This window comes from Pseudomonas fluorescens (genome assembly GCF_902497625.1).
GTDB lineage: Bacteria > Pseudomonadota > Gammaproteobacteria > Pseudomonadales > Pseudomonadaceae > Aquipseudomonas > Aquipseudomonas fluorescens_BQ.
In genome coordinates this window covers 37,212-61,705 of record NZ_CABVGX010000012.1, presented here as the reverse complement: position 1 = coordinate 61,705, position 24,494 = coordinate 37,212, and the positions used below count along the sequence as shown (strand labels likewise).

29 protein-coding genes and 1 pseudogene are annotated in these 24,494 nt (G+C 58.3%); 5 read left to right on the top strand and 25 right to left on the bottom strand.

Annotation, left to right across the window (positions count from 1 at the left end):
• Positions 1–264 precede the first annotated feature (264 nt).
• Positions 265–630, top strand: a complete 366-nt coding sequence (locus tag F8N12_RS09940) for a DUF3742 family protein (RefSeq protein WP_150580270.1) — start codon at positions 265–267, stop codon at positions 628–630.
• 8 nt (positions 631–638) lie between these two features.
• On the opposite strand, the gene F8N12_RS09935 is transcribed toward F8N12_RS09940, so the two are convergent.
• The 5 genes from F8N12_RS09935 to F8N12_RS09915 all read right to left on the bottom strand — a co-directional run bounded on the left by F8N12_RS09935 (position 639) and on the right by F8N12_RS09915 (position 5,213).
• Positions 639–2,195, bottom strand: a complete 1,557-nt coding sequence (locus F8N12_RS09935) for a conjugal transfer protein TraG N-terminal domain-containing protein (RefSeq protein ID WP_150580269.1) — start codon at positions 2,193–2,195, stop codon at positions 639–641.
• Positions 2,196–2,205: 10 nt separating this feature from the next.
• Positions 2,206–2,514 carry a hypothetical protein gene (locus F8N12_RS09930; RefSeq protein WP_150580268.1) on the bottom strand — a complete coding sequence of 103 codons (309 nt, stop codon included), beginning with the start codon at positions 2,512–2,514 and terminating at the stop codon, positions 2,206–2,208.
• Positions 2,515–2,517: 3 nt separating this feature from the next.
• Entirely contained in the window at positions 2,518–3,900 is a 1,383-nt protein-coding gene (locus tag F8N12_RS09925; RefSeq protein WP_150580267.1) for an integrating conjugative element protein, read from the bottom strand.
• Positions 3,897–4,853, bottom strand: coding sequence for a TIGR03756 family integrating conjugative element protein (locus F8N12_RS09920; RefSeq protein ID WP_150580266.1), 957 nt, complete (start codon positions 4,851–4,853; stop codon positions 3,897–3,899). The genes F8N12_RS09925 and F8N12_RS09920 overlap by 4 nt, the downstream gene beginning before the upstream one ends.
• A gap of 105 nt (positions 4,854–4,958) precedes the next feature.
• On the bottom strand, positions 4,959–5,213 hold the full coding sequence (locus F8N12_RS09915; protein ID WP_096116161.1) for a helix-turn-helix domain-containing protein: 255 nt from the start codon (positions 5,211–5,213) through the stop codon (positions 4,959–4,961).
• Between the two features lie 169 nt (positions 5,214–5,382).
• On the opposite strand from F8N12_RS09915, the gene F8N12_RS09910 reads away from it, so the two are divergent.
• The 3 genes from F8N12_RS09910 (at position 5,383) to F8N12_RS09900 (ending at position 6,985) form a co-directional block, all read left to right on the top strand.
• On the top strand, positions 5,383–5,640 hold the full coding sequence (locus F8N12_RS09910; protein WP_096116162.1) for a LasR-specific antiactivator QslA: 258 nt from the start codon (positions 5,383–5,385) through the stop codon (positions 5,638–5,640).
• A 365-nt stretch (positions 5,641–6,005) separates the two neighbouring features.
• Positions 6,006–6,254: a hypothetical protein gene (locus tag F8N12_RS09905; protein ID WP_020300912.1), complete on the top strand. Its 249-nt coding sequence runs from the start codon at positions 6,006–6,008 to the stop codon at positions 6,252–6,254.
• The gene (locus tag F8N12_RS09900; RefSeq protein ID WP_150580265.1) at positions 6,251–6,985 is read left to right on the top strand and encodes a zeta toxin family protein; all 735 of its coding nucleotides are present in this window, start codon (positions 6,251–6,253) and stop codon (positions 6,983–6,985) included. The genes F8N12_RS09905 and F8N12_RS09900 overlap by 4 nt, the downstream gene beginning before the upstream one ends.
• Positions 6,986–7,023: 38 nt before the next feature.
• On the opposite strand, the gene F8N12_RS09895 is transcribed toward F8N12_RS09900, so the two are convergent.
• From F8N12_RS09895 to F8N12_RS09855, 9 genes are read right to left on the bottom strand one after another with little or no spacing between them, the layout of a single operon-like run.
• Entirely contained in the window at positions 7,024–9,777 is a 2,754-nt protein-coding gene (locus tag F8N12_RS09895) for a conjugative transfer ATPase (protein ID WP_150580264.1), read from the bottom strand.
• Positions 9,777–10,193 (bottom strand): TIGR03751 family conjugal transfer lipoprotein, encoded by a 417-nt coding sequence (locus tag F8N12_RS09890; RefSeq protein WP_150580263.1) that lies wholly within the window; start codon positions 10,191–10,193, stop codon positions 9,777–9,779. The genes F8N12_RS09895 and F8N12_RS09890 overlap by 1 nt, the downstream gene beginning before the upstream one ends.
• Positions 10,156–11,676, bottom strand: coding sequence for a TIGR03752 family integrating conjugative element protein (locus tag F8N12_RS09885; RefSeq protein WP_150580262.1), 1,521 nt, complete (start codon positions 11,674–11,676; stop codon positions 10,156–10,158). The genes F8N12_RS09890 and F8N12_RS09885 overlap by 38 nt, the downstream gene beginning before the upstream one ends.
• Positions 11,666–12,478, bottom strand: a complete 813-nt coding sequence (locus F8N12_RS09880; protein WP_150580261.1) for a TIGR03749 family integrating conjugative element protein — start codon at positions 12,476–12,478, stop codon at positions 11,666–11,668. The genes F8N12_RS09885 and F8N12_RS09880 overlap by 11 nt, the downstream gene beginning before the upstream one ends.
• Positions 12,475–13,116 carry a PFL_4703 family integrating conjugative element protein gene (locus tag F8N12_RS09875; RefSeq protein WP_020300906.1) on the bottom strand — a complete coding sequence of 214 codons (642 nt, stop codon included), beginning with the start codon at positions 13,114–13,116 and terminating at the stop codon, positions 12,475–12,477. The genes F8N12_RS09880 and F8N12_RS09875 overlap by 4 nt, the downstream gene beginning before the upstream one ends.
• Positions 13,113–13,526 carry a TIGR03750 family conjugal transfer protein gene (locus F8N12_RS09870; RefSeq protein ID WP_020300905.1) on the bottom strand — a complete coding sequence of 138 codons (414 nt, stop codon included), beginning with the start codon at positions 13,524–13,526 and terminating at the stop codon, positions 13,113–13,115. The genes F8N12_RS09875 and F8N12_RS09870 overlap by 4 nt, the downstream gene beginning before the upstream one ends.
• A 7-nt stretch (positions 13,527–13,533) precedes the next feature.
• Positions 13,534–13,905: a TIGR03745 family integrating conjugative element membrane protein gene (locus tag F8N12_RS09865; RefSeq protein WP_020300904.1), complete on the bottom strand. Its 372-nt coding sequence runs from the start codon at positions 13,903–13,905 to the stop codon at positions 13,534–13,536.
• 17 nt (positions 13,906–13,922) lie between these two features.
• Positions 13,923–14,162, bottom strand: a complete 240-nt coding sequence (locus F8N12_RS09860; RefSeq protein ID WP_020300903.1) for a TIGR03758 family integrating conjugative element protein — start codon at positions 14,160–14,162, stop codon at positions 13,923–13,925.
• Positions 14,159–14,494, bottom strand: coding sequence for an RAQPRD family integrative conjugative element protein (locus tag F8N12_RS09855; protein WP_020300902.1), 336 nt, complete (start codon positions 14,492–14,494; stop codon positions 14,159–14,161). Before F8N12_RS09855 ends, F8N12_RS09860 begins: the two co-directional genes overlap by 4 nt.
• A gap of 299 nt (positions 14,495–14,793) precedes the next feature.
• Here F8N12_RS09855 and F8N12_RS09850 point away from each other — a divergent pair, with 299 nt between their 5' ends.
• Entirely contained in the window at positions 14,794–15,375 is a 582-nt protein-coding gene (locus F8N12_RS09850) for a hypothetical protein (protein ID WP_020300901.1), read from the top strand.
• 20 nt (positions 15,376–15,395) lie between these two features.
• Here F8N12_RS09850 and F8N12_RS09845 read toward each other — a convergent pair whose 3' ends face one another.
• The 11 genes and pseudogenes from F8N12_RS09845 to F8N12_RS09795 all read right to left on the bottom strand — a co-directional run bounded on the left by F8N12_RS09845 (position 15,396) and on the right by F8N12_RS09795 (position 23,733).
• Positions 15,396–16,127: a TIGR03747 family integrating conjugative element membrane protein gene (locus tag F8N12_RS09845; protein ID WP_150580260.1), complete on the bottom strand. Its 732-nt coding sequence runs from the start codon at positions 16,125–16,127 to the stop codon at positions 15,396–15,398.
• Positions 16,128–16,217: 90 nt separating this feature from the next.
• Positions 16,218–18,323, bottom strand: coding sequence for a type IV conjugative transfer system coupling protein TraD (gene traD / locus F8N12_RS09840; protein ID WP_020300899.1), 2,106 nt, complete (start codon positions 18,321–18,323; stop codon positions 16,218–16,220).
• 8 nt (positions 18,324–18,331) lie between these two features.
• Positions 18,332–18,847, bottom strand: a complete 516-nt coding sequence (locus F8N12_RS09835) for an integrating conjugative element protein (protein ID WP_020300898.1) — start codon at positions 18,845–18,847, stop codon at positions 18,332–18,334.
• A complete protein-coding gene (locus F8N12_RS09830; RefSeq protein WP_020300897.1) occupies positions 18,844–19,392 on the bottom strand; it encodes a hypothetical protein in 549 nt (182 codons plus the stop codon). Before F8N12_RS09830 ends, F8N12_RS09835 begins: the two co-directional genes overlap by 4 nt.
• Positions 19,374–20,093, bottom strand: a complete 720-nt coding sequence (locus tag F8N12_RS09825; RefSeq protein ID WP_032903628.1) for a TIGR03759 family integrating conjugative element protein — start codon at positions 20,091–20,093, stop codon at positions 19,374–19,376. The genes F8N12_RS09830 and F8N12_RS09825 overlap by 19 nt, the downstream gene beginning before the upstream one ends.
• 9 nt (positions 20,094–20,102) lie before the next feature.
• The gene (locus F8N12_RS09820) at positions 20,103–20,774 is read right to left on the bottom strand and encodes a hypothetical protein (RefSeq protein WP_020300895.1); all 672 of its coding nucleotides are present in this window, start codon (positions 20,772–20,774) and stop codon (positions 20,103–20,105) included.
• Positions 20,771–21,313, bottom strand: a complete 543-nt coding sequence (locus F8N12_RS09815; protein WP_020300894.1) for a PilL N-terminal domain-containing protein — start codon at positions 21,311–21,313, stop codon at positions 20,771–20,773. Before F8N12_RS09815 ends, F8N12_RS09820 begins: the two co-directional genes overlap by 4 nt.
• A gap of 106 nt (positions 21,314–21,419) precedes the next feature.
• A complete protein-coding gene (locus F8N12_RS09810) occupies positions 21,420–22,175 on the bottom strand; it encodes a hypothetical protein (protein ID WP_020300893.1) in 756 nt (251 codons plus the stop codon).
• Positions 22,176–22,227: 52 nt separating this feature from the next.
• Positions 22,228–22,608: pseudogene (radC, locus tag F8N12_RS09805) on the bottom strand (RadC family protein); the annotation flags it as partial.
• Between the two features lie 215 nt (positions 22,609–22,823).
• Complete coding sequence (locus F8N12_RS27845; protein WP_032903653.1) at positions 22,824–23,081, bottom strand: hypothetical protein; 258 nt, start codon at positions 23,079–23,081, stop codon at positions 22,824–22,826.
• A 70-nt stretch (positions 23,082–23,151) separates the two neighbouring features.
• The gene (locus tag F8N12_RS09795) at positions 23,152–23,733 is read right to left on the bottom strand and encodes an STY4534 family ICE replication protein (RefSeq protein WP_020300891.1); all 582 of its coding nucleotides are present in this window, start codon (positions 23,731–23,733) and stop codon (positions 23,152–23,154) included.
• Positions 23,734–24,494 lie beyond the last annotated feature (761 nt).

The window sequence follows — 24,494 nt, the reverse complement described above, 5'->3', positions numbered from 1 at the left end:
GCCATCATCGAAGTGACGTAGCCTTGAAGGTTCTGACTACCTGGGAAAGTGCTGTCGATAACAGCGATCCGTACCTTGTATTTAACTGGACGATTTGTATGGGTCAATGACTGTAGAGACGCTGTTTCACGGAGCTTGTCTTCTGTCTTCCAGTGAAGATTTTTCGGCTGGGGCAAACTGATAAACGGTCAGGCACGGGCCGATTTCAGTAGTACGCTATTGCTCTTGTCTCAACCATGAAAACGCTCAGAAGAGGGCGAGACCATGCCGATTCAGCAACCTGTTCAGAGTTCACGTGTCCACCGCTGGGCGTACGTCTGTGGTATGTCGGTGAAGCGTGGTTACCGCAGGTTGAAAACGTTTGAATCCCGCGTGGTTGAGCGTGCGGAGACGGTAGGTATGCCCGCAGATAAAATTCTTGTTCGCGGGAGTTTTCTGGCTGCCAAGTTGGCTCTGCTCGGAGCATTTATTTTTGTTAGCTTCTGGTTGTTTGTGCTGATGTGCACAATCGTCGTATTAGCAGCTATCCCAATTCAAGATTCAGACACTCCAGGTATTGACGATATCGATGATCCAGTGCATAGAACGTCTTGGCCTGAGCGGTACGATAAATGGGGTTCTCTGAAGTAGCCTCTTGGTTATTTTGAGCTCGATTTACCCGAAACAATTCTTGCACCGCTCATCAACTGAGAGGTTCCGTTAGAGCTCGCTGTCTGTGCTGCGTGGGTTCCCCTGCTGAGCATTCCTTCTACGCCTGAACCTACGCTATATCCGGCCCAACTCATGGTGGCTAGAAAAACCATCGGCAGCACGATGAACATCGCCCCCATCACGTACTCGATCACCTGCGCGGTGACAGTCCCATCCATAAACCCGGATGTGGGCAGCGACAACAGCACCTGATTGGAAGCCGAAACCTGGTTGTACAGGGTATCGAGCATGCTGGAGTCGACCCAACGCGCTAGTTCCCACCAGAAGGTCAGCATGTGTAAGGTGAACAGCGCGAACGTCACGGTCATGACGGTCTTCAACTGATAGGTACTGACCAGCAAGATCAGCGGCAAGCTGATGATGATGCCCATGATCAGGAAAGCCTGCACCATCGGCAGGGCGGCGCGTAGCGCATTCATCGCCGGGAAGTTGCTGAAGGAGCCGAGGGCCAAGCCGGTATTGGTGGCCAGGTTATTAAGCCCCTGATTGATCGAGCCGCCACGAGCGCTGGAACCATAGTCCTGGTACACCTGTCCGGGCGACATGGACATCGATTGCTGGCGCGGACTGACCAGTTCGCGCAGGGTGGCATCCTCGATCTCGTTGCTCGAGCGGCCAGTCAGCCAACCTTTCAGCTGAGTCAGCAGAGAGGGATCAACCTGCTGGATCAACCGCTCGAGCAAGCCAACACCGCTGTCGCTCCACCACTGCTTGCAAGTGGGGTAGCCCGCGCCATTCTCCAGCCGCGGCAAGGAAACATCGCGGCTTTCGTCATACGGCCAACTGATTCGCGGTGTGCGTGAACGATCCGTGTCGTAGTAGCCGGGCGTGTCGAGAAGATAGCTTGAGCCGATCCAGGACGCGTCGTGACTTTGTGCCTTGTCCAGTTGCGGGCGATTGGTAAACAACCGAGAACGGGAATAGCCATAACAGTCGCGGGTGAAGTCGGCGACTTCCTGCAGCAGTACCTGGCTGTTGATACGCGAGCTGTCGATCTCCATGCGCATCTGCCGAATATCCGGTGCGCAGGGAATGGAGGCGGTGGCTGCGGCGGTTACCCCTTTGCTCAAGGCATGCACTAGAAACCACCAGATCGGTACGTTGGCGGAGCGTTCGCCGATGGTATTGAAGGTCGTCCCCCAGGCGGTTTCCGCTGGCTTGGCCACACTTACGCCGCAGCGCTGACTTGCCGCATCATCGAACGTCATTGACGAGAGGCTCAACGGAAAGACCGGCGCGCAGCCGAACAATACGACGATGTAGGCCAGCCACAACCGGTTCTCGATCCGCGGCACCGAGAGCAATCCCTTGTTTCCCTCATCCGCGCCTTGCTGACGGGCTGACAGCCATTCCTGGAGGATGATCGCGCCGAAGGGCGCGGCAAACAGCCCGGTGTCGGACAGGACGCTCCAGAGTCCGTTGTTAATGATCCAGGCCAGCAGGGAGAGGTAAAATTCCAGGTAGCTGTTGGTGCTCAGGAGCATGGTGGTGACCTCACAGTCGGGTGAGTTCGACGCAGGTAAAGAGCACGAGCCCTAATGTCCCGATGCGTTTCACGCGCAGTCGATCCTGGGGTCGATGTCGGTAGCGCTGAAGCAGATCCCACCAGAGCGCAAAGAGGGCGCCGTAGAGCAGGGCACGCCACCCCCGCAGATAGGGTCGTACGGATTCGAATGCCTGCTGCCAGGCCTCGAAACTACCTAGCGCAGTGCGGCCGATCCATGCGACCAGTGCAGCGGTCAGGATCATCACTGCGGCAATCCCCAGACTTGAAAGCAAAGTGAATAGCGGTGAGCGTTTCATGGCTCACTTGCGCCTGGCGTCAGCATCATTGAGTCGACCGGGCTCGGGGTCGCCTTGCTCGACGGTACGCGATGCGTCGGCACCACCGGCATGCCGGTCGAGCACCAGGCTGGCGGTGTTGGTGGCCAGCATCTGCCGGACCTGCAGTTCGGTCTGCAGCAGGCGTATTTCGCGCTCCAGGGTGTCGATGTTTTTCGTCAAGGCGCTCTGTGCCGGCTCGGCTGAGGCGATGTTCGGTTCGTGACTGCCCGCCAGCAGGGTGCGCAGTAGCAGCAACGCTTTGTCGAGCACACTGGACAAGGCCGTCTCACTGGCCAGGCGCCGCGCCAACAGGTCCTGATCGGGGTCGTCACGCAGGGCTTCGACCACACCACGGGTCACCGGCAGCATCGGGCTGGAGGCTTTCGCCAGGTTGTCAGGGGTAGGCGGCAGAGAGCCAGACAATAGCCCTTGCAGGGCCTTGAGGCGCTCGTTATAGGCCTCCTGGATCAGCGGCGTCAGTCCGCTGCCAGCGGTCGCACGCAGAGTTTCGCAGCTGTCGCAGGTCGCGACTTCGCTCTCGCCCAACACCCGAACGGCCCAGTCGGACTCCTCTTGGGGCAAAGCCCATGTCTGGCAAATAGCCCCTCCCAGGCAATCACTGCTACTGATCGAGGCACTGTCATCCACCGTACGGTTATGCAGCAGGTTATAGCCTGCGCGGACCACGTCGGCGGTCACCCGAATGGGCGTCTGTCCGTTACCTCCGGCCTTCGAACCGCCGACCCAGGACACCCCATTGTTGCCGTTATGGGCCTCGGTGTTTTTCACCGCTGCCACCGCATCACCTCCGGTTTGCTCCAGATTGCCCTGCATCTCCTGGTTTTTGGCCAGCGCACCCCAGCCGGCTTGACCGACCTTATCCGCCATCTTTTCGGCCATGGCCTGGCAGGTTAGCTTGGAGCGGTCGAAGTCGATCCGACCTTGCATCACCCCGTTACTGAGCAACTCATACAGACCGGGGTTGGCGCGCTGGATGATCAACGCCGGCAGCGACATCACCGCTTGGGTCGCGTTCTGCACGATGCTGCCCATGATCTGCTGGAAACCTTCGGTGACGCCGTTCAGCTGGTTTTGCAGGGTGTTGGTGAGGCTCATGTTTCCGCACATCATGTTCGCTCGCCAGGAGCCGCCGACGCCGAGACCGCTGGGTCGATAGAGCGAGCTCGGTGAGCCCACTGCCGAGCCGCCACCAATGGTGTACATCACTCGGTCGTCGAGTACTTCACCTTGAGTACCCAGACGGTAATCGCCCTCGGCGGCGTAGGCATGTGTGGCAATGGCGAGCAGTCCACAGAGCAACAGACTCATCGTGCCCAACCAGGGCCGCGCGAGAAGCCGACTCATGAAGCACCTCCTTCGAAGTCGATGCTGAACAGGAAGGTCTGTCCCTCACGTTTGCAGCAGCTATAGGGACGCCACAGCGACCAGGCGTAGCCGCCATCCGCGCTCTGTACCGGATCGCTGGGGAAGATGGCGCACGTGGGCTGCACCTGGGGGTAGAGCAATTGCCATTTGTGGGTCGAAGCGTCGTTTTCAACGATCGGGCCAGGCGGCCAGTAGCCGTCGCGTTTGGCGGGCGTGAGTGGTAAGTACACATGCGGCTGCCAGTTGTGGGTAATCACATCGCCGGCGCGTTGCGCCATGACTGCGGCCGCCTTGAAATCGTCGGGCTGTACCAGAAAGCCCTGCCGGGGATAAACGTTGCCCCACATGTTTCCCGAGACCTGACGACCAATTTCACGGATCCCCGGCATGAGCGATTCGGGGTAGAAACTTTCTGGGATGCCATGGCGCCAGGCCAGTGAGTCCAGGGTACTCAGGTAGTAAGGCATTAATGCAGTTGCACCGCTGGCGCAGGCATAGCCGGATTGCGAAGCCAGTTGCGTTGCGACCCAGCCACCGGGGTGGCCGATGCCATCAACGTTCTTGAATCGAGGCAGGTTGTCGCGGCGGGCGTTCGGCGTGATCAGGTTGCCGCCACCTTCTGCACCGCTGATGGGAGCGGAGAGGGTGGTCATCTCGGTCCAGGGGTTATTGCCGGTGGTGGCGTAGCTCGAGACGACCAGTTCAGGAATGAAATGACGAACCTTGGTCGAGGTTTTGACTGTGCAGCCGAAGGGCGTGCAGAGGAGCCAGAAACAAATACCGACGACCCTGTATTCGAGACAGTTTGGCGAAAGCACGGAGGAGGTGATGCTGACGGTGTCCAGCGCCATGCTTAGGCCGCACGCCAGCAGAATGCTTAGCGCCAAGGGCCGTAGTTTTGTGGGCGGAAGTGACGAGCAGGCAACAGGCATTATCCAGGCTCTCGGTGTATGGCCTGGGCAGGTTCGGTTAGGGACTGAAGACTGTCAGTGGGAATTATGAAGGCGGATCTATCGGATTTGTGAGGCGTGGGACTATTATTTGACGTGAAGGGAGCTGCGCAGGGTATCGGGGTCTACAAGTAGTTGATCTGTGGTGATTTCGAAAATATTGGCGAGTTTGCACAGGACCAACAGCGAGGGGTTGCCCGCGCATCGTTCGATTTGGCTGACGTAGGTGCGATCCACCTCGGCCATGAGCGCCAGCTGCTCCTGGGTAAGGTTCTTTACGCGCCGCATCCAGCGGATGTTCTCCGCCAGTTGCAGACGAAGTTGTTCGTAGTCTTGAGTCATGCGCGCAAATTGCGCCTTGAGGGACTCTCAATCCACGGGATATAGTCTACATTGGCATTGAATTAGGACATTTGGTGCCCATGCCTGTTATCGAGCGTTCATTTGGTGTCGTTAAGATTTCGAGGCTGGGTCCAGTGTCTAACAATAAAATCAGAAATCTAGGGTGCGTATGGACGAAAACTACATTTCAATTCCCGCGGCGGATGATTGCCCAAGTCTTCTGACACCTTGGGGCAGCGAATTTTCGCCGATGATCGAGCGTGGTGTGCAATGTGCCCAGGCTTGGCTTGAGGCAACGACCGATATTCCTTTGTGGTGGGAACTGGCGCAAACGCGCAAGACCTTTCCTGTCGGTGACTGCCAAGATGCCTTCGAAGCCGGTTTTCTGTTGAGAATTCAGCAACGGCTTCGGAGCGTGTCACAGTAACCCTGTTGCTTATGGGCGATTGCATCGTCTTGATCGCCCGTTTGCACTCAACCTGGCTGCATCGACACAGACCATGCAGTTTAAGAACGATTGCCGCTTCGCTGGCGCGTTTTTTCCACCGGCTGAACAACTCGGTGGGGGATTGTGCTTCCCTTATTTGGGCGCTGCACCAAGGGCGGCACTTGCTTCAAATGCCACCGGTCATGCATCGAACGTGAAAATCTCTTGAAAGGTATGGTTCCAGACGCCATTCCTCTAGAATGGAGGCTGACAGAAGTAGCTTTCGCCCTGTTACAAACAGGTTTACGTAGCTAAGATTCTGATTAAGTGCAGATTCTGCACGCTCTGAGAACGTGGAGCGCGATATGAAAGCCAAACGAGTGTTGAGTGACGATCTGGTGAGCCGACTGGAGGATAAGATCCCGGTCATGGCTGAAGGCGCCATCAATACCGCCTATATCAACGCCCTGGCTGCCGGCCGCAGTGTGATGGAAGTCATGAACGGCATGCTTGTTGAAACGACTGCTGACGGTAAGCACAAAGTCATTCGGGTGGCCAAGCCCAAGCACAAAGTGACTCTGGGTGGCGTCATTAAGGTGCGCCGTTGCTCATGACTGTCCCTCGGTTGAGGGTCTTTGCTGGACCCAACGGCTCCGGCAAGAGCACGATGAAAAGTGCCATCCCTTCCCACCTGATCGGTATCTACATTAACCCGGATGAAATCGAGAAGGCTGCCAAAGACAGCGGTCGTCTGGAGTTCAGTGATTTTCAACTGGAAGTTGAGGGTGATGAGGTCCTCGGTTTCATTAGGGAGCATCGGCTGGTCAGGTCTGCCCGGCTCGATGAGGAGGCGACCAACATAGGCTTTAGCAGCAACGGCCTGAATTTCCAGACGGTCGCGATGAACTCCTATTTTGCCTCCGTGCTCTCTGACTTCATCCGGAACAAGCTCCTCGAAGACCAGCTGTCTTTCACCTTCGAAACGGTGATGTCTAGCGACGACAAAATCGCTTTTATGCTCAAGGCAAGAGAGTCTGGATACCGAACCTACCTGTACTTTGTGGCAACTGAAGACCCTGACATCAATATCAACAGGGTCAGGAACCGTGTCGCGGCAGGTGGGCACCCAGTTCCCACAGAAAAAATTGTACAGCGCTACGGCCGTTGCCTGAGCCTGCTGCCTGTGGCTATTGCTGCTTCGGACCGGGCCTACATCTTCGATAACTCCGGTGCCGATCTGGTGCTGCTGGCCGAAGTTACGGATGGGACGGACCTTGAGTTCAGGGTTGATGAGGTCCCTGACTGGTTCATGGATGCCTACGTTGAAAAGGTGTCCAACGGCTAGCTGCCGGATTGGCCAAAGCTGGGAGCGCCACACCTCCCTTATATGGGCTCTATTCCTCGTGCGCTATCGATCCGTTCAGCTACCCGGTAAGCCGCTTCCAACTCTGAGCAACTGTTCTCCTGCATCAGTGTCCAGCGCTCGGCTTTTTCCTCGGGCTCCGTCATAGCCAGGGCGAGATAGAGGCTGGGTGGCACGGCCCGAAACAGCGTCTCGAGCTTCTTCGACAGTACGACCCCTTCGGTGTATTTGCCTGGTTCTTTGCTGGCGGACAGCAACAGGTTTTTTTGCGCTGGTGTGAGCTTCTTGAAGCGGGCGATCTCTTCGATTTCCGCCGGCGGCATGTTCAAACAAATCCACCATTCGATCATGTTGAGCATGGTCTGCGCAGCAGTGGGAAAGTCGGCAAGGTTTTGCGTCGCCAGCCAGAACCACGCGCCAAGTTTGCGCCACATCTTCGTACCCTTGACCACGAACGGTGCCAATAATGGGTTCTTGGTGACGATATGGCCTTCGTCGGTGACCATGATGATCGGCCGCCCGAGGTACTGGTCGCGCTCGGCAAGGTTGTTCACGGTGTTCATCAGGCTGATGTAGCTGATGGACATCTGTGCCTCATAGCCTTCGCGAGCGTAAGTGGCCAGGTCGACAATGGTCACATCGCTCTCGGGCCAAGGCGTGCCCTCGCGATCGAACAGTTCGCCCTCGAAACCCTGGCAAAACAAGTCGATGGACTCGCCCATTTCCTGGGCACGCTCACGACGCTTCTCCGGCAAATGCGGGTCAGCGGCGACGCGCAGCAAGGCGTCGCGCACGTTGCGGGTCAGTACCTGGCGGTCCGCTGCGACACAGGTATGTGCTGCATCGAGGATACACTCGCGGATCAAGCTGCGATCGGCCCGGCTTAGGCGGGCTTCTTCCTCGGCCTCGCCGCCGGTGATCATCAGGCGGGCGGTGATCTCCAATTCGCCGAGAACATCGCGCCGGTCTTCGTGACTGGCTACCGCCTCATCGTCCAGCTCATCGATCGACAGACTCGCGACCTGATCCGGCTGCTCGACCAGGCGCCAAGCATCGACAAAGGGCGCGAGACTGACCGAGGCACCAGGTTTCAATTGGAGCTTGTTTACCGACAGGCCCTGTGTCGCGAAGTAGTCACCCTGCAAACCAAACGAATTGCCGGCCTCGACGATAAATAAGCGAGGACGGTACACGGCCATGACCTGCATCAGCAGGGTGACCAGGGTGGCCGACTTGCCGGCACCGGTGGGACCGAATAACAGCAAATGACCATTCATGGCCCGGTCCAGGCGTGACAACGGATCGAAGCTCAGTGGCGACCCCCCGCGGTTGAACAGGGTGATGCCTGGGTGGCCAGTGCCGGTGCTGCGGCCCCAGACTGGAACGAGGTTCGCCAGGTGCTGGGCGAACATCAGGCGTGTGTACCAGTTGCGCGTGTCGCGGGCTGGGTTGTAAACCATCGGTAACCAACGCAGGTAACTGTTGCAGGCGGCGACTTCATCGCCTTCGCGTACCGGTTGCAGCCCCGCACCCAACAGCGCGTTGGCCAGGCTGACCGAGCGCTGGTGCAATTGCTGCTCATCGTGACCGCGCACGTAGAACGCCAGGGTGCCGCGATACAGCTTGTGCTGGCGACCGATGATCGTACGAGCCTCTTCAACATCTTGGCGGGTCTGGGTCGAGGCTAGGTTTTCACCGATGGCTTTGCGGGCAAGGCGGTTCAACTGATCCTCAAGTACATCCTGCGGTTTGACCACCAAGGTCAGACTCATCACCGTGCCTTCGGGTAACTGGTCGAACAGGGCATTCACCGCGTCGCCCTTGCGAGTTTCTCCGGTGAGTTGACCAATCAAGGGCGCCCGGCGAAGCTTGTCCACCACCATGACCCGGTGGGGCTGATCGTCAAAAAACCAGAGTCCGTGCTGCACATCCGAACGCGGTTCGTTGAAGAACAGCCGCTCGGCAAAGTCATGATCGAAGGGCAGTTCCAGCGACTCGCCCTCGGCAGACTCCGGATAGGCAACGCGTTGGTAGAACTCCTCGGGCGCTTCATTGGTTAGCGTGGGCGCAGGATTGAACCAGGGCACTAACCAGGCATAAAGACCTCGGCCATCGACTCGTGTCGATTGCACCCCGCACGCCTGCAACGAAGCCGCGATACGTTCGCAAGCTTGTTGCAGGGATTGCACTGGAGTGAGTCCCGTCTCCTCAGCGTCAGACTCAAGCCAGCGATAGATCACCAGGCGCACCCGTCGGTTATTGCCACGCCAGGATAGGCGCGTAACCACCTTATCCTCAAACAGACCACCGGGCTTGGTGATGGCCTTCAGATGACGACGGCTGAGCTCCAAATATGCTTGGGTGAAGACCGTGCCTCGCGCGCTGTCCCGGATATAGTCGGTGAGTCGGGTCAGATAGGGGGTGAAATCGTTGTCGTCCTGGCAGAAAAACTGCGCCACCCAAGGCGCTTGATCCAACTCGTCAAAGCTATCCTGCAGGGCATCCTCGAGGGCATCGCGGGCCGCCATCAGCCAATCGGGTTCGCGCCCTTCGGTGCCGATGGGCAGCAACTCGAACACCGCACCCACCGAACGATTGTCATCGAGCAGAAAACACTGCTCAGTGTCGAGGTACTCGACCCAAGGCAGGTGATCGGTGAAGCTGGGGTTGTGCGCATACAGTGCGGTTTCATCGGCTAAGGTCACGCGCGGGCGCGACGGGTTGCGCCAAGCTTTCCACGCGTGAGTGCGGTTGCCCGAATCGCCGGTACGCACTACAAGTCTTCCTGACGTTCACCAGGTAATGCGTACTGCACCCGTTGGTAGAACGGAAAGACGGTTGAGTAACCCGGGACCGGTGCTTGCTCGGTACCGCTCAGGTGCGGATACACGTACAGCACTAGATCGGGATTGGGCAGGCGAGGGAACAGGTTGCGGATCTCATTCGCCGCTGTGCGAGTGTACGGTTCCTGGAGAGAAGAGGAGAAATCTGCCTGAGCCAGCGGGCAGCGTAACTGTTGCCGAGCCTCCAACAGTTGCTGCTGAGTTCCTTGTGAACCGGCGCCGTTCCAGATGTCCAGCATGGTTTGCTCGCCATGGGGCAAAAGCGTTTCCTTATCGGTGGAACACCCCGTCAGGACCCAGCAGAGCAAGCTAATCCAGGTCAGGCAGAGAAGCATGGTCTTTTTCATGGCGAACGCTCCGGCCCTTGGGCTCGTAGTCGATGGTGATCTCATGGTCAAGGTGCAGTGCGACCTGTGCTGCAGGTGGTACGTACACGGCAGCAAAGGTTTCGCCATACAGTTTGTTCACCCACTCGCGGATGTCGCTGACCCCACCACTGAGGATTGAATTCAGCGCGCTGTTGCCCGTGCTGTTGGTGACCCCGAAGGCACTGCCGCCCGAACTGATCACGCTGCTGTTGTTCCGCTCATCCCCGAGCAGGGCAGCGACCCCGGCGCCGGCTGCGGTGATCAAGCTCTGGCTGCCGAGGTACTGTTGGGCGTTCGAGCGGCGCTCGCCGGCAATGCAAGGAATGCCATACGGATCGGACAAGTAACCGAGTCCACCGCGGATCTTGTCAGTGTTCGAGCTCTGGGTGGTGGAGGCATTGCGGCTGGCTACCGCCTTTGGCTGAGGCACCGTGCGGATGGTGCCATCGGTAAACACAAAGGTGATTGACTCGACCTGTCCGCGTACGCAAGACAGGGTCCAATCACCGGACGCCGTGCCGCTCATCACGGCACCCGCGACGTCTGGCAGGTCGATGCCGTTGGCGGTCAGGTTCTCAGGGCCAACCAGCACTTTGAAGGGATAGGGATCATTCACAGTGCCGTCCACCGGGACGCGGCCGATCAGCGCGGTCATGGCGACTGAGCCCATCAATGTCGCGTTTTCGGGGATGGTGTAGACCGGCTTCGCCCCTTCGGTTCGGTCAACGGATCGCGTCAGGTCACGCTCACCCTTGGTGACTGCACGTAGCTGTTTCTGGCTGCGATCAATAGGATTGTCTTTCAAGCCTTCCAGTGAGTTGAAGGCGGTAGGCAGACTCAATGCGGGGGAGGAGGTCTTGGTTTTGCCTCGGGTGTCGGTGCCCGAAGCATCCGAGGGTTCAATCCACTGCAGCGCATCATTGGCAGGATGCTGTCCGTCAAACTGAGCACCGTCGCCAGGCTCGATCCCCAATCCGATTGGCATATCCTTGCCTTTGCCGGTCAGCCCCGACAACTGATCCTGCAATTGCGTGAGCAGGCCGCGAGCCTGACGACTGTCTTGTTCCGCTTTGAGTCGGGCCTCGTTGGCTTGGCGGCGGCCTTCGTCGACCTGCTGGGTCACACTGCCAAGCGCGGTCTGGATACGCGAATCGACACTGTTTTCCCGCTCGCGTAGGCGGTTGTTTTCCGTCTGCAATGAGTCATTGTGTTTCTTCAAACCGAGCATGTCGCTGCGCATGGCCTTCACCTGGCCGACCAGGGTGGCGACCGTGTCGCGTGGGGTATCGCCTGCAATGCCGAGCGACTTGGCTTGCTCGGCGGATAATTGAATATTGCCCTGATCAACTGGGTGCTCTGGAGAAGGTGTGCTGCCACCCGGGACCCAGGTTTTCAGGATGATCAGCACCACGCCCAACAGCGCAGCCGGTACCAGCCATTTGAGCAAGGCGTTAGCTTTCATCGTCAGCACCTCGCGCAACGGGCGGGAGCAGCACGGCTTGCTCGAGGCCGGCACCGCGGGTGACCAGGTAGGCGATCGTGGTGTCTTCAGCGCTGCCGACAGGCCCGAGGAAAGCATGCTGGAAGGCCGCGGCGAACAGCTTGGCCTGAAGTCGACGTGGATCGAGTTGCACCGTCTCTGAACCACGATTGCGCAATTTCACCGCCGTCACCCAGTAATCACCGAGTCGCCAGACGGCGATGGGTGTGCTGGACACGTTTTCGGTCGGCAGCAGGGTCGGCAGTTCGGTACGCAGCTTGAGCGGGACGCGGCGTACACCGGGCAGGGACTCCACGGTGCGCAGCGGCGCGTACAGGCTTTGCGCGGCGTAGCGCGTCAAAGCGACCGGGATCGGTGTGTGTTCTGGAACAGGGACGGTGCTAGATTCAGCCTCGGTAGCTTGCCCCTGAGCATTCTTGAGAATACGTACGGGCTCCAGCGGTTGATCGCCGGGAGTGGCCGCGATATCCAGGAGGATAATCTCGCCAGTCGTGACCGATTGCAGTTGCAGTCGTGTCGGTGCAATGGCTTCTGACGCGCGCAGGTACAGCGTGCCGCCAGTTGATTGCACACGCAGTTTGCCTGTCAGGGTTGAGGGCACACCGACGCGAACAGCCTCATCGATAAAGACCACTCGTTCCTGATTGATCACCAGCGGGACCGCGAGGGGGAGGCGTTCCCAGTGCATCAGCTCGACGGCCTGCGCTACAGCTCCCCATAGCATCAGTGCAACGGTGAGTCCCAGGGTAGAAATCCGCTTCATGGCTCACCTCCAGGCAGGGAGATTTTTTGCGGAGTGCCCTGATAACAATCCAGTGCCAGCCCCCACTTATTGCGTTCGGGGTCCAGATCAAAACGCACCACGCGCAATGGATACCGCACCACCACCCGTTTCACCGGTTCGGCGGCGTAATATTCATCGGCATTGAGATCGAGCTTGACCAGCCAGCTGTCGCGGTCGAGTTGCTTGACCCTGAGTTCCGGATCTTCGCTGTAGCCTCGGCCCAGAATTTCGTAGACGCCACGCACCCGCTGGCGCAGCTCGCCGGCGGCCTTGCGGTACTCATAATCACCGTCGAGGAAGGCCTTGCAGGCGGGTGTCAGGTAGGACTGCAAGCCATAGATGGCGCGGCGATAATCCTGCTCGCCATCCGAAGGCCAGCGGTTGAGTTGGCCAAAGATGTACAGGGCAAAGGCATAGACATTCTCTGGGGGGACATCCCACCACTTGCGAGTGCTGCCCGAGCGCAGATCCGGGGGGACATGCACCGTCAGATCGGTCGGTGCCGAGCGCCAGCCATACCAAAGTCCGGCACAGACCAGGGCCAGAATCACTACCGCCAGACGCAGGCTGAAGATGTGGGCGTGTTGGGCATCCACCTTGTTCCGAAAACGATTCATGGTTGCCACCGGAACAGGGCAGGGCGCAGTCGACGCGAACGGCGAATCGTCCAGGCGCCGGAGTGGAGAATCAAACTTCCGCGCCCCAGGCGCCAACGGCTGGCGAGTATCCATTCGAGCTTGCGGTACAACCAGGTCTCGGGGCGAGCCCGTTTGGCCCGACGCAAAAGCGTACCACCGGCAAATAACACCAGCGCCATGCTTGCGATCATGCTGGTCGGCGCAACGGCAATAGACGAGGTGACGATCCCTAGAGGAACGCCCAGCAGCAGGCCAATGGCGGCGCCAGTGCCGAGAGCTACCCACATCTCATCATTGGTCAAACCGCGCAGTACGGCAGGATCGCGGTTGAGTCGCTCCGGCAGAAAGACCAAGGTGCCGTCGGCAAGGCGTTCGATAGTGTCGTTCATGTCGACCTCACAGAATCGCGGCGGCCTTGGTCAGGAACCAGATGATGATCACCACCAACAGGGCGCCGATGCCGACCACCGCGCCGAGGTCCTTCCAGGTCTTGCGCTGGTTCTGCACGTCGGCATAGACAGTTAGGGAATGCCAAGCCACCCCGAGAAAAGCGAGCAGGGCGATCAACAAACCGAGCAGGATGCCGCCGTCATAGGCGTAGTTTTTGATCGTCTCGATCAACCCGGAACCTTCACCACGCGAAGGAGCCTCCATGGTGGGAAGCTCGGCAAAAGCCAGGCTTGGGCCGAGCACCAACAGCAGGCCGATCAAGCGCTGGCTGGCACGATCACGCAGGTTGTTTTTTAGAGGGGTAAAGCACTTGAGCATGGCAGTGATCTCCTGGATTAGGACAGCGTGAAGAACATCAGGACTAGTAGGGCGAGCAAAACACGTGCGGCGCTGCCGCCAAACGCGCCGAAGCGCACACTGCCGGTGGCCCAGCCCCGGTAAGCCGTCCACATCACCCAGGTGCACCAGAGCAAAGCCAGGACGAGAACCAGGGACAACCAGAGTGTCGAACTGCTCTGTGCCGAGAAACCGGAGGCGTTTTGGAACGCTGCGGTCTGAGCGTCGGTCATGCTCATGGCGACGGTTCCACGGACGGGATGTCGAGGCGGTAATCGCCGACCAGCTCACCAGCGTCGTGAGGTTGAGCACGGGAGGGCGACAGATAGTTCTGCATTCCTTGGCGAATGCGTTGGATGTCCTGAGACAGGCGGGGATAGTCGAAGCGATAGCGTTCGTTTGGTTCGGAGGTCCTGGCTACCTTAGCTTGCGCCGCAAGGCGCTCAATAGTGTCGACCTGCTGCTGAACTAGGCTGAGCTGCTCGCGCTCATGAGCAGATGCGGCATAGCCGCCGCTATGGAACGTCATCAATATGAGCAGTAGGCAGATTCGGAAAAATGTAGTCGGCATGTGGATAGCCCATTTGGAGATGGGGCCAGCATTCAACTAACGTCCAGGACTCAGCAGTAAGAAACACGAAACACGCTGCGTCATTTTATTTCGATACAGTCTCTGATCGTGGAGCGAGTTCGAACACCGTATCGAGAGCTACGAAACGCGGAAAAATGACACGATTGGACCGCAAGTACAGCATTGGTTACTCATGAAAAACGATTAGTAGCCGTTAACTTTTGATTCCGCTAACAGCATTGTTAGCGGGGCGCAGATAAGCGCGGACGAAATCAGTTAACGAAGAGTGATAGCAGAGAGTGAACATCCAACAAGCAATTCGGCGGTACCGTATTCGACAGGCCGTGGGCTTCTCCTTGATGGTCTTCGGGGGGCTATTTTATTTGGTTTCATCGTTGATTTTTCTGCACCATCAAGCAGAGACTCTCGCGAGCACAAAATTTTTTGGGCATTTGGGAGGGGTTGTGCAAAATTTAGTAGCCGATGTTTACCAGGTCACATCACCCTACATCGGTTTTGTATGGGAGCACGCGCCTACCCTCAGCCAGGAAAACCCGCTCAGCTATGGAAATTTGCTGTTTTTCGGTTTGCTGGGTGTGATGATTATTGGAAAGCAAATTCTCCTTTCCGCTAGCCAACTCAAGAGGCGTGTTCAGGTTCAATTCGAACGTCTTGAGGAAGCTCAGTGGCGCAACTCGATGCAAAATGGAGCAGCCACCCAAGTCAACGCAAATCAGATCGGGCAGATCAATTTTTATCAGCAGTCTATGCCGCCGTCCCCTAGCGGTGATTGGTGGCAGCGGCCGTTGGGTATTGTTGGTTTGTCTATTATTGGCGGTTATGTCGTCGCGATTTTGGCTAAATTCACCGGAATGGTTTAACACGTCAGCGTTACATTTTATTAAATGTATTTTTTAAACGTCGCCGCGGTGATGGCTGTCGTTATTCCGAGCATCATCGCGCAAGGCAAAAAGACGGCCATAGGATTGAGCGAAAAGGGCAGGGACAGATACATGATCCAGGGTACGAGCAGCAGGGGTATCACTGCTCGTTTAGCTCGGTGATAGACAAAACTGCTTTCTCGCCCGGCTCCAAACTTGCGCAGGTCGCGGCGCATCAAACCATCGACAAAACCGGTGAACGAGGCCAACAAAAATAGCGGTGTGGCCAGAGCCAAGATGGTTAGGCGCACTACGAAGGTAAAGGTCACATACACCGCCGCCAGTACGAAATCCTCAATGCTCACGTAGAGCTGATTCGCCCAGCTCCAGAAGCCATTGCCCTGGCCCGAAACCCGCGCCTGCCGGGCAAAATCCTCAAAGCCAGTCTTGACCAGCAGCCACTGATTGAGGAGCTCCAGCCACTGGACAATTGTTTTCCCAGGCTGTTGGATGAGAAGTGAAGCTTTTAAGTGCTCGCTGAGCCAGCCCAACTCACTGGTTAGCATAGCCTGACTATGCCGCCAGCCCTGATCACCCCAGAACAGTAGCAGCCCGGCGAACTCGATGAGGATCGAGAACAGCAACGAGGCAATCAGCAAACCGATGATGCGCAGGACTAGGCTGATCGTCGAGATGATCAATCCCGGACGCTGGATCGGTTGTGGCGGCGTGTTCTGGGTGGAAGTCGCCATAGTTCACCCCATTGCGCGCTGCAGAGTTGATGTGGGCAATACGTCTCCTGGATCGTTTTCTGCTGAATCGAAACCTGTTGTGGGGTAGGGCTACCCCACCTGATCCAGATCGAAGTTGGTAGTTGGGCCGCCACCGCTTGCGCTCCACCATTGCCCCGCCTGCGCGTTATAGGCCGCCCGCATCCGTTGAGTGAGTTCCTGTAGGTCCTTGGGCATGGCGTCGACGTTGGAGGGTTTTGGCAACGGCATGCGGACTTTCCAGAGCTGCCCACCGGCCTGGAAGGAGAACATTTGCCCCTTGGGCAAACTGACGATATGAGCAGGCTCGATCAGCGGCACACTGGTGCTGCTGACACGGTCCTGGGAGGACGAGGTGAAGTCCGTGTTGGCGTCCGGATCGGATGTGTCCGTCGCACCCGACATCAGGGTCTTGGTCAGCACGTTAACCTTGGGTAACTGCTGGGTGAGCAGTTCAGCGGTGGCGGTTTCGCGCACGCGGAGCATCTGCAGGGTGTTGAAGTTGCCAATCACCTGGCCAGCTTTGGCGCGGTTGCCGATACGTGCTTCGATATCGCTGAGGGTCTGGGTGTAGGCGGTTACCTGGATACCGGCGCCGCCACCCTTGTTGATCAGGGGGATGAACTCATCGCCCATCAATTCGTTGAACTCATCAGCGTGCAGGTTTATCGGCAGCTTGTCACTGCTGCTGCCTGATGGGGGCAGGCCGTGGTCAATGCCATGTTTGTAGATGTGGCCCGCGACCGAGACCAAATCAGCGAACATGGAGTTGCCCACAGCGGCTGCGACTTCGGCGTCGGTCAGCGCATCCAGGCCGACGTAAACGATGCCGCGTTTGCGAATGATCTGCATCCAGTCGAAGATTGGTCGCGGGTCATCTAGGTCGGTGTAGTTGGGGGCCAGCAGTTGGGCGGTCTTGCCGGTGGTGAGTTTCTCCAGCAGCGGCAGCAGCGAAGCAACGATTTTGTCGAAGTAGGTGCGGTCGTAACGTACTGCCGAGCGCAGTCCATCCAGCACCGGATCGAATACCCGTTTCACCGCCAGGTACTGTTCGATGGCCACCACACGCTTTTCGCGTCCCACCATATGCCGGGGAATGTTCTTCTCAGTGAGTTTGCCTTCCAGTTGGACGATCACTTCCCAGGCTTTCGGATCGGTCTTGGCGAAAAACTGCTGAGCGTATTCGATGAACAGCGCGTCTATATTGACCACATGTCGCTGGATCTGCAGGTAGTCTGGGCGCCGGCCCAACTCGATCAAAGCCCGGGCAATGATGTTGACAAAGCGCCAGGCGAACTCGCGAAAGGCTGCGGAGTTGCCTTCGCCACTGAGTTGCCCAGCGATGCGCGATGCTACCTCCGAGATGCGCCCGAAACGTCCCACCGCGTTGTAACGCGCGGAGATCTCTGGCCAGCCTAGATGGAAAACATAGAATTCCTTTTCCCGACCGGCCCGTTTGGCTTCGACGTACATGCGTTTGAGCAGGTCGGCATCGCCCTTCGGATCGAAGACGATGACCACCTCATGTTCGACGCGGTGAATGTCCTGGGTGATGTACACCTCGGCGAGTCGCGTCTTGCCGACACGGGTAGTGCCCAGCACCAGGGTGTGTCCGACCCGTTCGCCCAGCGGCAGACTGACTTCCGTTTCGTTGGGCTCGACCCCATGCAACAGAGGCGAGCCACCGACTGGGGGTAAAGGGCGCAACGGATTGAAGGCACTGTCCCAGGCGGTGACACGGGCCAGTATCGAGAGCGGAAACGGTGCATGCTCCAGGCGCCGTTCGAGTTCACGGGCCAGCCGGTAGTGGGTCGGTTGGTCGACATAATGGGCGACCGCCGGATCCTGGGCCTCGACCAAGCGCTGGGTGTGCAGGCGGGTCCAGCGAAAGCCGCGACCCATGAACAAACGCTTACGACTGACCGGAATCTGCCGGCTGGTCAGCTCGTAGCGGGGCAGCCGGCGGATATTGCGCCGATAGCGCAACACCTCCCAGGCTTGTCGCAGGCGGATCAGGCCGAACAGGGTATAGGCCAGCGCCGCAACCTGCCCGATCTCGGGTGACAGGGCCACGGCCCAGGGCGAGTACACGCACAACACCGCGGCGGCGATGCAGATTGTTACGGTGTACAACTCGACCGCTGGCCGGAGCTTGGACTCCATCGCATGCTCGGCCATGACCTGACTCACTGTCCCAATGAGGTGGCGGTGATCAAGACGGGGTAGTGCAAAATCTGCAGGCGGGTGGCGATGTCGTTGCCGTTGACCGGCAGGATGGTGATGTCTGGAGCGGCTGCGCGAATTCGGGCCAGGGCTTCAGTGTCGGCTACTTCGACGGCGAGGCCAGCCGCGCCCATTTCCTGCAGTTCAGCAGCGCGCTGACGCAGCCAAGTCAGCGACAGGGGATCGTCACCGACCAGAAAAAATGGCCGCAAGCCCGGCATGTTCAGGGCGCGATACGTGATCTGGCCGGGGCTCAAGTGGGGGCTACGGATGGGCAGTATCCAGGCTTCATCGGCAAACGTGGACAGGTCCGCATGCATGGCCCGATCAGGCTGGATCTTGTTGTTTATTAGCGGCCTGGCAACTTGAAAATGGTGTCGGGTGAAGTCGCTAGGCTGATCCCCGGCTACGGTCAGTTCCGGCTGGGCGAAAGATACCAAAAGCAGGATGAAATAACAGGCGATGGGGATTCGCTTCATGGTGGTGTGCCCTGTTTGAAAGAAACCAGCAACCGTTCGAGTTGCCGGGAAAAGCCGGCGCGGTAACGCGCGGCCGGCGTTCCTCCTGCCGGGCGGTGATATCGGCCGGCAGCTGATACCCAATCACCGGTGGTGGCGTGATGCTCCTGCAACAGCGCGGCGGTCACGGCGAGATTTCGGTAAGGGTCAAGGGCTTCGCAGGGGCTGGAATAACGTTGCCCGTGGTAACCCAGGTTGGTTTGTCCAAGACCGACATCGACCCGCTTGGCGTCATGTCGCGCGAGCGCCTGAAGTAAGGCGTGACAGGCGGCCTGGCGAGTGGCGAAGCGGTAGGGTATTCCGGCGATGTTCAGGGTCCAGGGCCAGGGCAGCAATCGACCACGGACGTGGATACCACTCTCCTGCAGGGCAATTGCGAATAGCACCATAGAAGGGATGTCGGCGTCATGCGCCGCCAATTGATAGGCCGGAGGCGGAAGTTGGTCGGCCTGGACGGCGAGCACCGTCAGCACCAGCGCAAGACCACTCAGTCGAGGCGTTGCCATTGTCCATTCACCTGTTGAAATGTGGCAGGCATTGGCCCCGGGGCACCCAGGCTGAACCAGCGACCACGGTCATGGTTCAGGGTGATCTGCCGGCGTTGAACCTTGACGGGATCGATGCCCGCTTGCCGAGCCCAGCTACGGACGCGTTCATCCTCGCCTTGGCTGCCCACCAGGTAGATATCGAACGCCGTGTCGCTGCTTTGCAGACGCTGGGCTTCGGCGGTACACGCTGAGCAGTGGTCCTCCACAAATAGAGCCTGGCGCGGCGCGGCCGCTGAGCTGATAGGGGGCGGGGATGCCATGCCCTGGATCGGTAGCAGCCCGGGAAACAGCTTGGTCCAGGCCGCGGCGTAAGCGTTTTGGTAGGCCAACTCGCGCTCGGCGCGTTTGGCTTCCAGCGCTACCTGTAATTCGGCATAGCGCTGGCGCTCTTGGTCGGTCTGGGCCTCAACCCCGAGCGCGGTCAACGGATCGAGGTTCGGGCTCCAGAAACCGCGTGGGCCGGATTGGATCTGTTCGAAGCGCGTCCACTCCTGCCCCGTCAGGCCCCAGCTCGCTGCCTGTTCAGAGTCAGAGCGCCCCAGCGGAGCAGACTGCGTGTCCTGGGTCTGTGACTGTGTCGTGACGGGGTTGCCCATCGCAGCGTCCATGGCCAGTAGCGAAGCGAGACAGACGACGGTGGGCAGTAGCGCTCTGTTCATGATCGCTTCTCAAGGGAGGTGCACGGTCTGGTCTGGCTGAGCGGCCACCGCGAAGATGGCTGAGTTCGGCTCCAGCACTTTCAGGTACCAGGCTCCGAGCTGCTCGCCGCTATGCAGCAGCCGAACATCTATGAGAGAGCGACTGTCATGAGGTGCGACTGCCAAAAAGCGCTCACCACCACGGGATTCGACCCCCAACACCGAGAACGGTGGCGAGAGCGGGACGGGCTTGGGGCGAGCGGTCTTTTTCGGTTTAGTCGCGGAAGGCGACGGCGGTGGGGGTGATGGCTGGGTCTTGTGCTCCTGGAACTGCTGCTCGACCTGTTCAAGGTGTGCGCGCAGCGCTGTCAGTTCTGCCACGGTGGCGCGGGCTGCCAGACCATCGCGCAGCTCCTGTATTTCTTGCGCCCACTGATCCAGCATCGGATCGAGGGTATTGGCCTGTTGCTCACTAGTATCGACCATCTGCTTCAGGTCTTTCAGCGCGTACTGCAGCTTCTCTTGTGCATCCTTGAGGGCGCTTGAATCATGTTGCAGGGTGTCCAAAGTTTGTCGGTATTGCGTGTCCGTGCTCTGCAGTTTTGCCATGCGTTGATACTGGTTATACAAACCACCGCTCAGCCCGGCGACCGCCAGGCAAAGGAGCCCGATGATGAGGGTTTGAAACGTTGAGGCTTTCATGACCGCGCCTCCGATTGATGGGGCAAGACGGGTGTAATCAGCGCGACACCGGCATCCGTTTTCTGCTGTTCGAAGCAGACCGAACGGCTGACTTCATCGGTCGTGAGTTGCCAGGCGGGGCCAGCCAGCACTTGTAGCGCGCGGCGCAAAGGGATTGGACCAAGCCGGTAATGGGCTGCAGGCAGAGGCCGGGTAAACAGCAACTTCACCGACGCAGTAACGGGGCAGAGCGAATAGCCCGAGCGCTGCAATACGTACTGCAACGCATCCTGCACTGAGGGGTTTAGGCTGGACGGGATGTTCACTTCAATGATTTGAGCGAGAAGATAGCGTTGTTCCGTGGTGGGCTCGGTGCTGACCAGCGTATAGCGGCCATAGCGGAGTTCTGTCGGATGGTTTCCTTCCGCTGTGTCCCTCGAAAGCTGGGCCCGATTGGAGCCACTGTCGATCTCTGGATGGGTTGGCAATGTATTGGGGATTTGCGCGGTGCAGGCGCTCAACAAACCCAGCAGGCAGACAGGCGTGAAAAAACGCTCCATGGAAAAAACCTCATGACAGATTCAGTGCAAAACCTGACATGAGGTGAAGGAGCAACTCAGTGAGAAAGTTGATTCAAGGCGGGTCGTGTTAACGCTGAACGCGTTGCTATTCATCAAAAATAGCGAGCCCATTCAAGACGGCAGCGTCGGGGTCGAAGATCAACAATCTCGCATCCGCCAATGCCGCCAGGTACAGTACGTTGACTAGGACTTCCGGTGTGCCTGCGTCGAGTTGCTCTTGTCTCAAGCTTGAATAACGTTTGCCCTCAATGTTCAGCAAGTTTTCGTCCGTCCATGGCGTGCCAATCAGCTTGCAACTGATGCCGCAGCAATCCGGCAACTCGAAAAGCTCGAACAAAAGGCCGGTTTGCCTCGGAGCGGAGTTACTTGCCCATCCTTCCAGATAGAACATCGCTTCTTCAGGAAGGTGTGCGGTACTGATCTCCCAGGCTCGACTGTAGTGCCCCGTTTCGAAGCTCAAGCGATGGACCATGGCTTGGGCTTCTTCCAGGGAGTACAGATCGCCGAGGTGATGCCGCTCGTTGAGCATGTCGCCCATCACGGCGTAGATCACTTGGCGCACCAACCCGGTGGACTGGCAGCGTTCATCTAATTCATCCAATTCATCCGGAATGGATTGGCCTTCGCTGATCAAGGCGAAATCGTCATTGAACAGGCAGGTGAACAGTTGCAGCTCATTGTCGGGCAGATGTGCTTGTGAGTCGTGCACTGGTCGAACGCAGGGAGGGCAGTCGTTTTCGTAGGTGATCAGTAGCAGCCGTTCGATATGAAGGTTGTCGTAGCCGCGAGCAAATGGGGTTGAGGCCATCAGCAGAGCTGGGGCTTGGTGTGCGGGGTTCATGAGGGTTCTCCAGAATGAAAATGAACAAGGCGCCCGAAGGCGCCTGTGAGGGTTAAAGCCAGCCGTATTCGGCAAGGGAGAGAGGACGACCTTCACCCACGATGAAGTGATCCAATACACGCACTTCGATCAAGGCCAAGGCCTCCTTCAGCCGTGCGGTCAAGACGCGATCCGCCTGGCTGGGTTCTGTACAACCCGAGGGATGGTTGTGAACCAAAATGGCGGCCGCAGCGTTATGCGCTAGGGAACGCTTAACGACTTGGCGGGGGTAAACGCTGGCGCCATCAATGCTGCCGTGAAAGAGGACTTCGAATGCCAGCACCCGGTGCCTGGCATCGAGAAAGATCACACCGAAGACTTCATGCTCTTGTTGCGCAAGCTGCAGTTTTAGGTAGGAGGCAACAGTGTCAGGCGACGTCAGGATAGGGCCGCGGGCGAACAGCCGACGATCCAGAATATGCTGCGCTTCGTCGATCAGCTGGTTTTCTTGGACAATGCGATCAGCCTCGAAATCCGAGGTCTCAATCAGTGTAAGTTGGGTGCTCATGGCGGTACCTCCGAAGGGAACAATCAGGGGTACACGCCCGAGGGGAGTGGTATCCCCCAAGGTGGGTGTGGAGTCTTGGGCGTTAGCAGATGGCGCGCTGTTTACAGCCGAGTGAATCGGTGGCGTTGACCGTGTAGATGTGAACCACAGCCGTCGCAAGGCGATGGAGAAAAGGTTCTTATTCCCCAGCCGGCTTCGGGATCGAAGTCGGCACTGATGGGCATCAACCGAACTAGCTCACGATGTATCGCGGCGATGCGTTGTTCGACCTCATCCTGCGAGTAATACAGCGATAAGGTGCTGTAGTCCTCGTAAGCTGTAGCGAACAGGCAGTCGTCGCAAAGCCAGAAGGATTCCATAATGGTCCCCTGTGCTGATTGAAGAAAAGGCGCTCGACGGAGCGCCTTGATGAGGAACATCGTGGACTGTTCAGGCGGACTGAACGGTACGGGTGGCATCACGGCGGGCCGTGCGCGGAGCGGGTGGAGATTCAGGTTCCACCCGAGCCTCTATTGGGTTTTCGGTATCCTCAACTTCGGCATCAGCCGACGGTGGGGATGGTTCACTGTTTGGCGCTTGCTCAGCAGGTGCTGTTGCTTCCTGCCTGGCGGGTGCTTTGTATTCGAACGTGCCGTTGATCTTGATCCAGTCGATGAACAGCAAACGACCTTTCAGGCTGGCGCCCGGTTGGCCTTGTTTCTCGCCTTTCTCATAGAGAAACGGATCGATCCACAGGTCGCCGATACGGAACGACAGCAAGACCTTTTTCTCGGCGTTGACGGCGTCCATATAGAGACGAATCAAGCGTTCAGCTTCACCCCCAGCGACTTTGCAGTCGAAGCGGGTGTACTCCACCGCATCGGTGGCACCGTGCAGGGCTGCGATATCGCAGGCAATGAATGGTTGGCCGCGGCGGACTTGGACTTCACGAACACGGTTGAGGTAGCCGATACCGACGGTGTGCAGGTTGAAGTAAGTGGTCGCTTCTTTGGATTGGTTGGCGTGGGCCATGGTGGTTCTCCTGTTTCAAGGGGAAACGGCGACGCACAGTCCCTGATGGGGAAGTGAGCCCCCGTCAGGGTGGGTAAGGTGAAGAAGAGCGATGAACGACTCACCACCGGCAAGCCGATGACGATCAGAACGATGCGTCTGGCGGAATAACGGTGCAGCTGAGGAACGTCTGCGGTAGTGGTTAGCAGACATGGGGTAGTGGGCATTCATCACCGCTGAGGCGGTAACCGTGCGAGCTTCCGAACGCTGATCGCACTTGGGTAAACCACCACGAACGTGGCGTAGCCTTGAAGGTTCAAGCTACCTGGGCTGGGCTGTCAACGACAGCAAACCACGCCCTTTGTATAAGCCTGTCACAGGGGAGCGTCAAGACGCTGCAACCCGATTTTTTATAGCCGGAATACAGTGGCAGTCACTGGACTGAAGAAAGTGAAGAGTGGGCCTGACGGGATGCCAGTCGAGGAAGAAAAAAACCACCTTTGACGGTCTTACGCAGTCGACCAGCGCCTCGCAACACTTGGTTGAACTGCGCCATGATTCGCCAACCGACCCTTGTCGTGGCCTGGGTCGGAACATGCTGGCACGCATCCGCGCACAAAAGGTGCCCAGTGTTTCCCCGGCGGGCTCCGGGACTGAATACGATCGCCGAAGCGGATGACCGCTGTTGCCGGGTAGAGGCAACAGTGGTCATCCGCCACCACGATCAGGTCAAGCACAAAACGGGAATGAAATCCCGCAGAAGAGAAGGCTCCGAACTCGAC

Excerpts from the sequence above, each read along its gene's own strand:
- F8N12_RS09940 (WP_150580270.1), top strand. The coding sequence starts at position 265 with ATGCCGATTCAGCAACCTGTTCAGAGTTCACGTGTCCACCGCTGGGCG.
- F8N12_RS09935 (WP_150580269.1), bottom strand. The coding sequence starts at position 2,195 with ATGCTCCTGAGCACCAACAGCTACCTGGAATTTTACCTCTCCCTGCTG.
- F8N12_RS09930 (WP_150580268.1), bottom strand. The coding sequence starts at position 2,514 with ATGAAACGCTCACCGCTATTCACTTTGCTTTCAAGTCTGGGGATTGCC.
- F8N12_RS09925 (WP_150580267.1), bottom strand. The coding sequence starts at position 3,900 with ATGAGTCGGCTTCTCGCGCGGCCCTGGTTGGGCACGATGAGTCTGTTG.
- F8N12_RS09920 (WP_150580266.1), bottom strand. The coding sequence starts at position 4,853 with ATGCCTGTTGCCTGCTCGTCACTTCCGCCCACAAAACTACGGCCCTTG.
- F8N12_RS09915 (WP_096116161.1), bottom strand. The coding sequence starts at position 5,213 with ATGACTCAAGACTACGAACAACTTCGTCTGCAACTGGCGGAGAACATC.
- F8N12_RS09910 (WP_096116162.1), top strand. The coding sequence starts at position 5,383 with ATGGACGAAAACTACATTTCAATTCCCGCGGCGGATGATTGCCCAAGT.
- F8N12_RS09905 (WP_020300912.1), top strand. The coding sequence starts at position 6,006 with ATGAAAGCCAAACGAGTGTTGAGTGACGATCTGGTGAGCCGACTGGAG.
- F8N12_RS09900 (WP_150580265.1), top strand. The coding sequence starts at position 6,251 with ATGACTGTCCCTCGGTTGAGGGTCTTTGCTGGACCCAACGGCTCCGGC.
- F8N12_RS09890 (WP_150580263.1), bottom strand. The coding sequence starts at position 10,193 with ATGAAAAAGACCATGCTTCTCTGCCTGACCTGGATTAGCTTGCTCTGC.
- F8N12_RS09885 (WP_150580262.1), bottom strand. The coding sequence starts at position 11,676 with ATGAAAGCTAACGCCTTGCTCAAATGGCTGGTACCGGCTGCGCTGTTG.
- F8N12_RS09880 (WP_150580261.1), bottom strand. The coding sequence starts at position 12,478 with ATGAAGCGGATTTCTACCCTGGGACTCACCGTTGCACTGATGCTATGG.
- F8N12_RS09875 (WP_020300906.1), bottom strand. The coding sequence starts at position 13,116 with ATGAATCGTTTTCGGAACAAGGTGGATGCCCAACACGCCCACATCTTC.
- F8N12_RS09870 (WP_020300905.1), bottom strand. The coding sequence starts at position 13,526 with ATGAACGACACTATCGAACGCCTTGCCGACGGCACCTTGGTCTTTCTG.
- F8N12_RS09865 (WP_020300904.1), bottom strand. The coding sequence starts at position 13,905 with ATGCTCAAGTGCTTTACCCCTCTAAAAAACAACCTGCGTGATCGTGCC.
- F8N12_RS09860 (WP_020300903.1), bottom strand. The coding sequence starts at position 14,162 with ATGAGCATGACCGACGCTCAGACCGCAGCGTTCCAAAACGCCTCCGGT.
- F8N12_RS09855 (WP_020300902.1), bottom strand. The coding sequence starts at position 14,494 with ATGCCGACTACATTTTTCCGAATCTGCCTACTGCTCATATTGATGACG.
- F8N12_RS09845 (WP_150580260.1), bottom strand. The coding sequence starts at position 16,127 with ATGGCGACTTCCACCCAGAACACGCCGCCACAACCGATCCAGCGTCCG.
- traD (WP_020300899.1), bottom strand. The coding sequence starts at position 18,323 with ATGGCCGAGCATGCGATGGAGTCCAAGCTCCGGCCAGCGGTCGAGTTG.
- F8N12_RS09835 (WP_020300898.1), bottom strand. The coding sequence starts at position 18,847 with ATGAAGCGAATCCCCATCGCCTGTTATTTCATCCTGCTTTTGGTATCT.
- F8N12_RS09830 (WP_020300897.1), bottom strand. The coding sequence starts at position 19,392 with ATGGCAACGCCTCGACTGAGTGGTCTTGCGCTGGTGCTGACGGTGCTC.
- F8N12_RS09825 (WP_032903628.1), bottom strand. The coding sequence starts at position 20,093 with ATGAACAGAGCGCTACTGCCCACCGTCGTCTGTCTCGCTTCGCTACTG.
- F8N12_RS09820 (WP_020300895.1), bottom strand. The coding sequence starts at position 20,774 with ATGAAAGCCTCAACGTTTCAAACCCTCATCATCGGGCTCCTTTGCCTG.
- F8N12_RS09815 (WP_020300894.1), bottom strand. The coding sequence starts at position 21,313 with ATGGAGCGTTTTTTCACGCCTGTCTGCCTGCTGGGTTTGTTGAGCGCC.
- F8N12_RS09810 (WP_020300893.1), bottom strand. The coding sequence starts at position 22,175 with ATGAACCCCGCACACCAAGCCCCAGCTCTGCTGATGGCCTCAACCCCA.
- F8N12_RS27845 (WP_032903653.1), bottom strand. The coding sequence starts at position 23,081 with ATGGAATCCTTCTGGCTTTGCGACGACTGCCTGTTCGCTACAGCTTAC.
- F8N12_RS09795 (WP_020300891.1), bottom strand. The coding sequence starts at position 23,733 with ATGGCCCACGCCAACCAATCCAAAGAAGCGACCACTTACTTCAACCTG.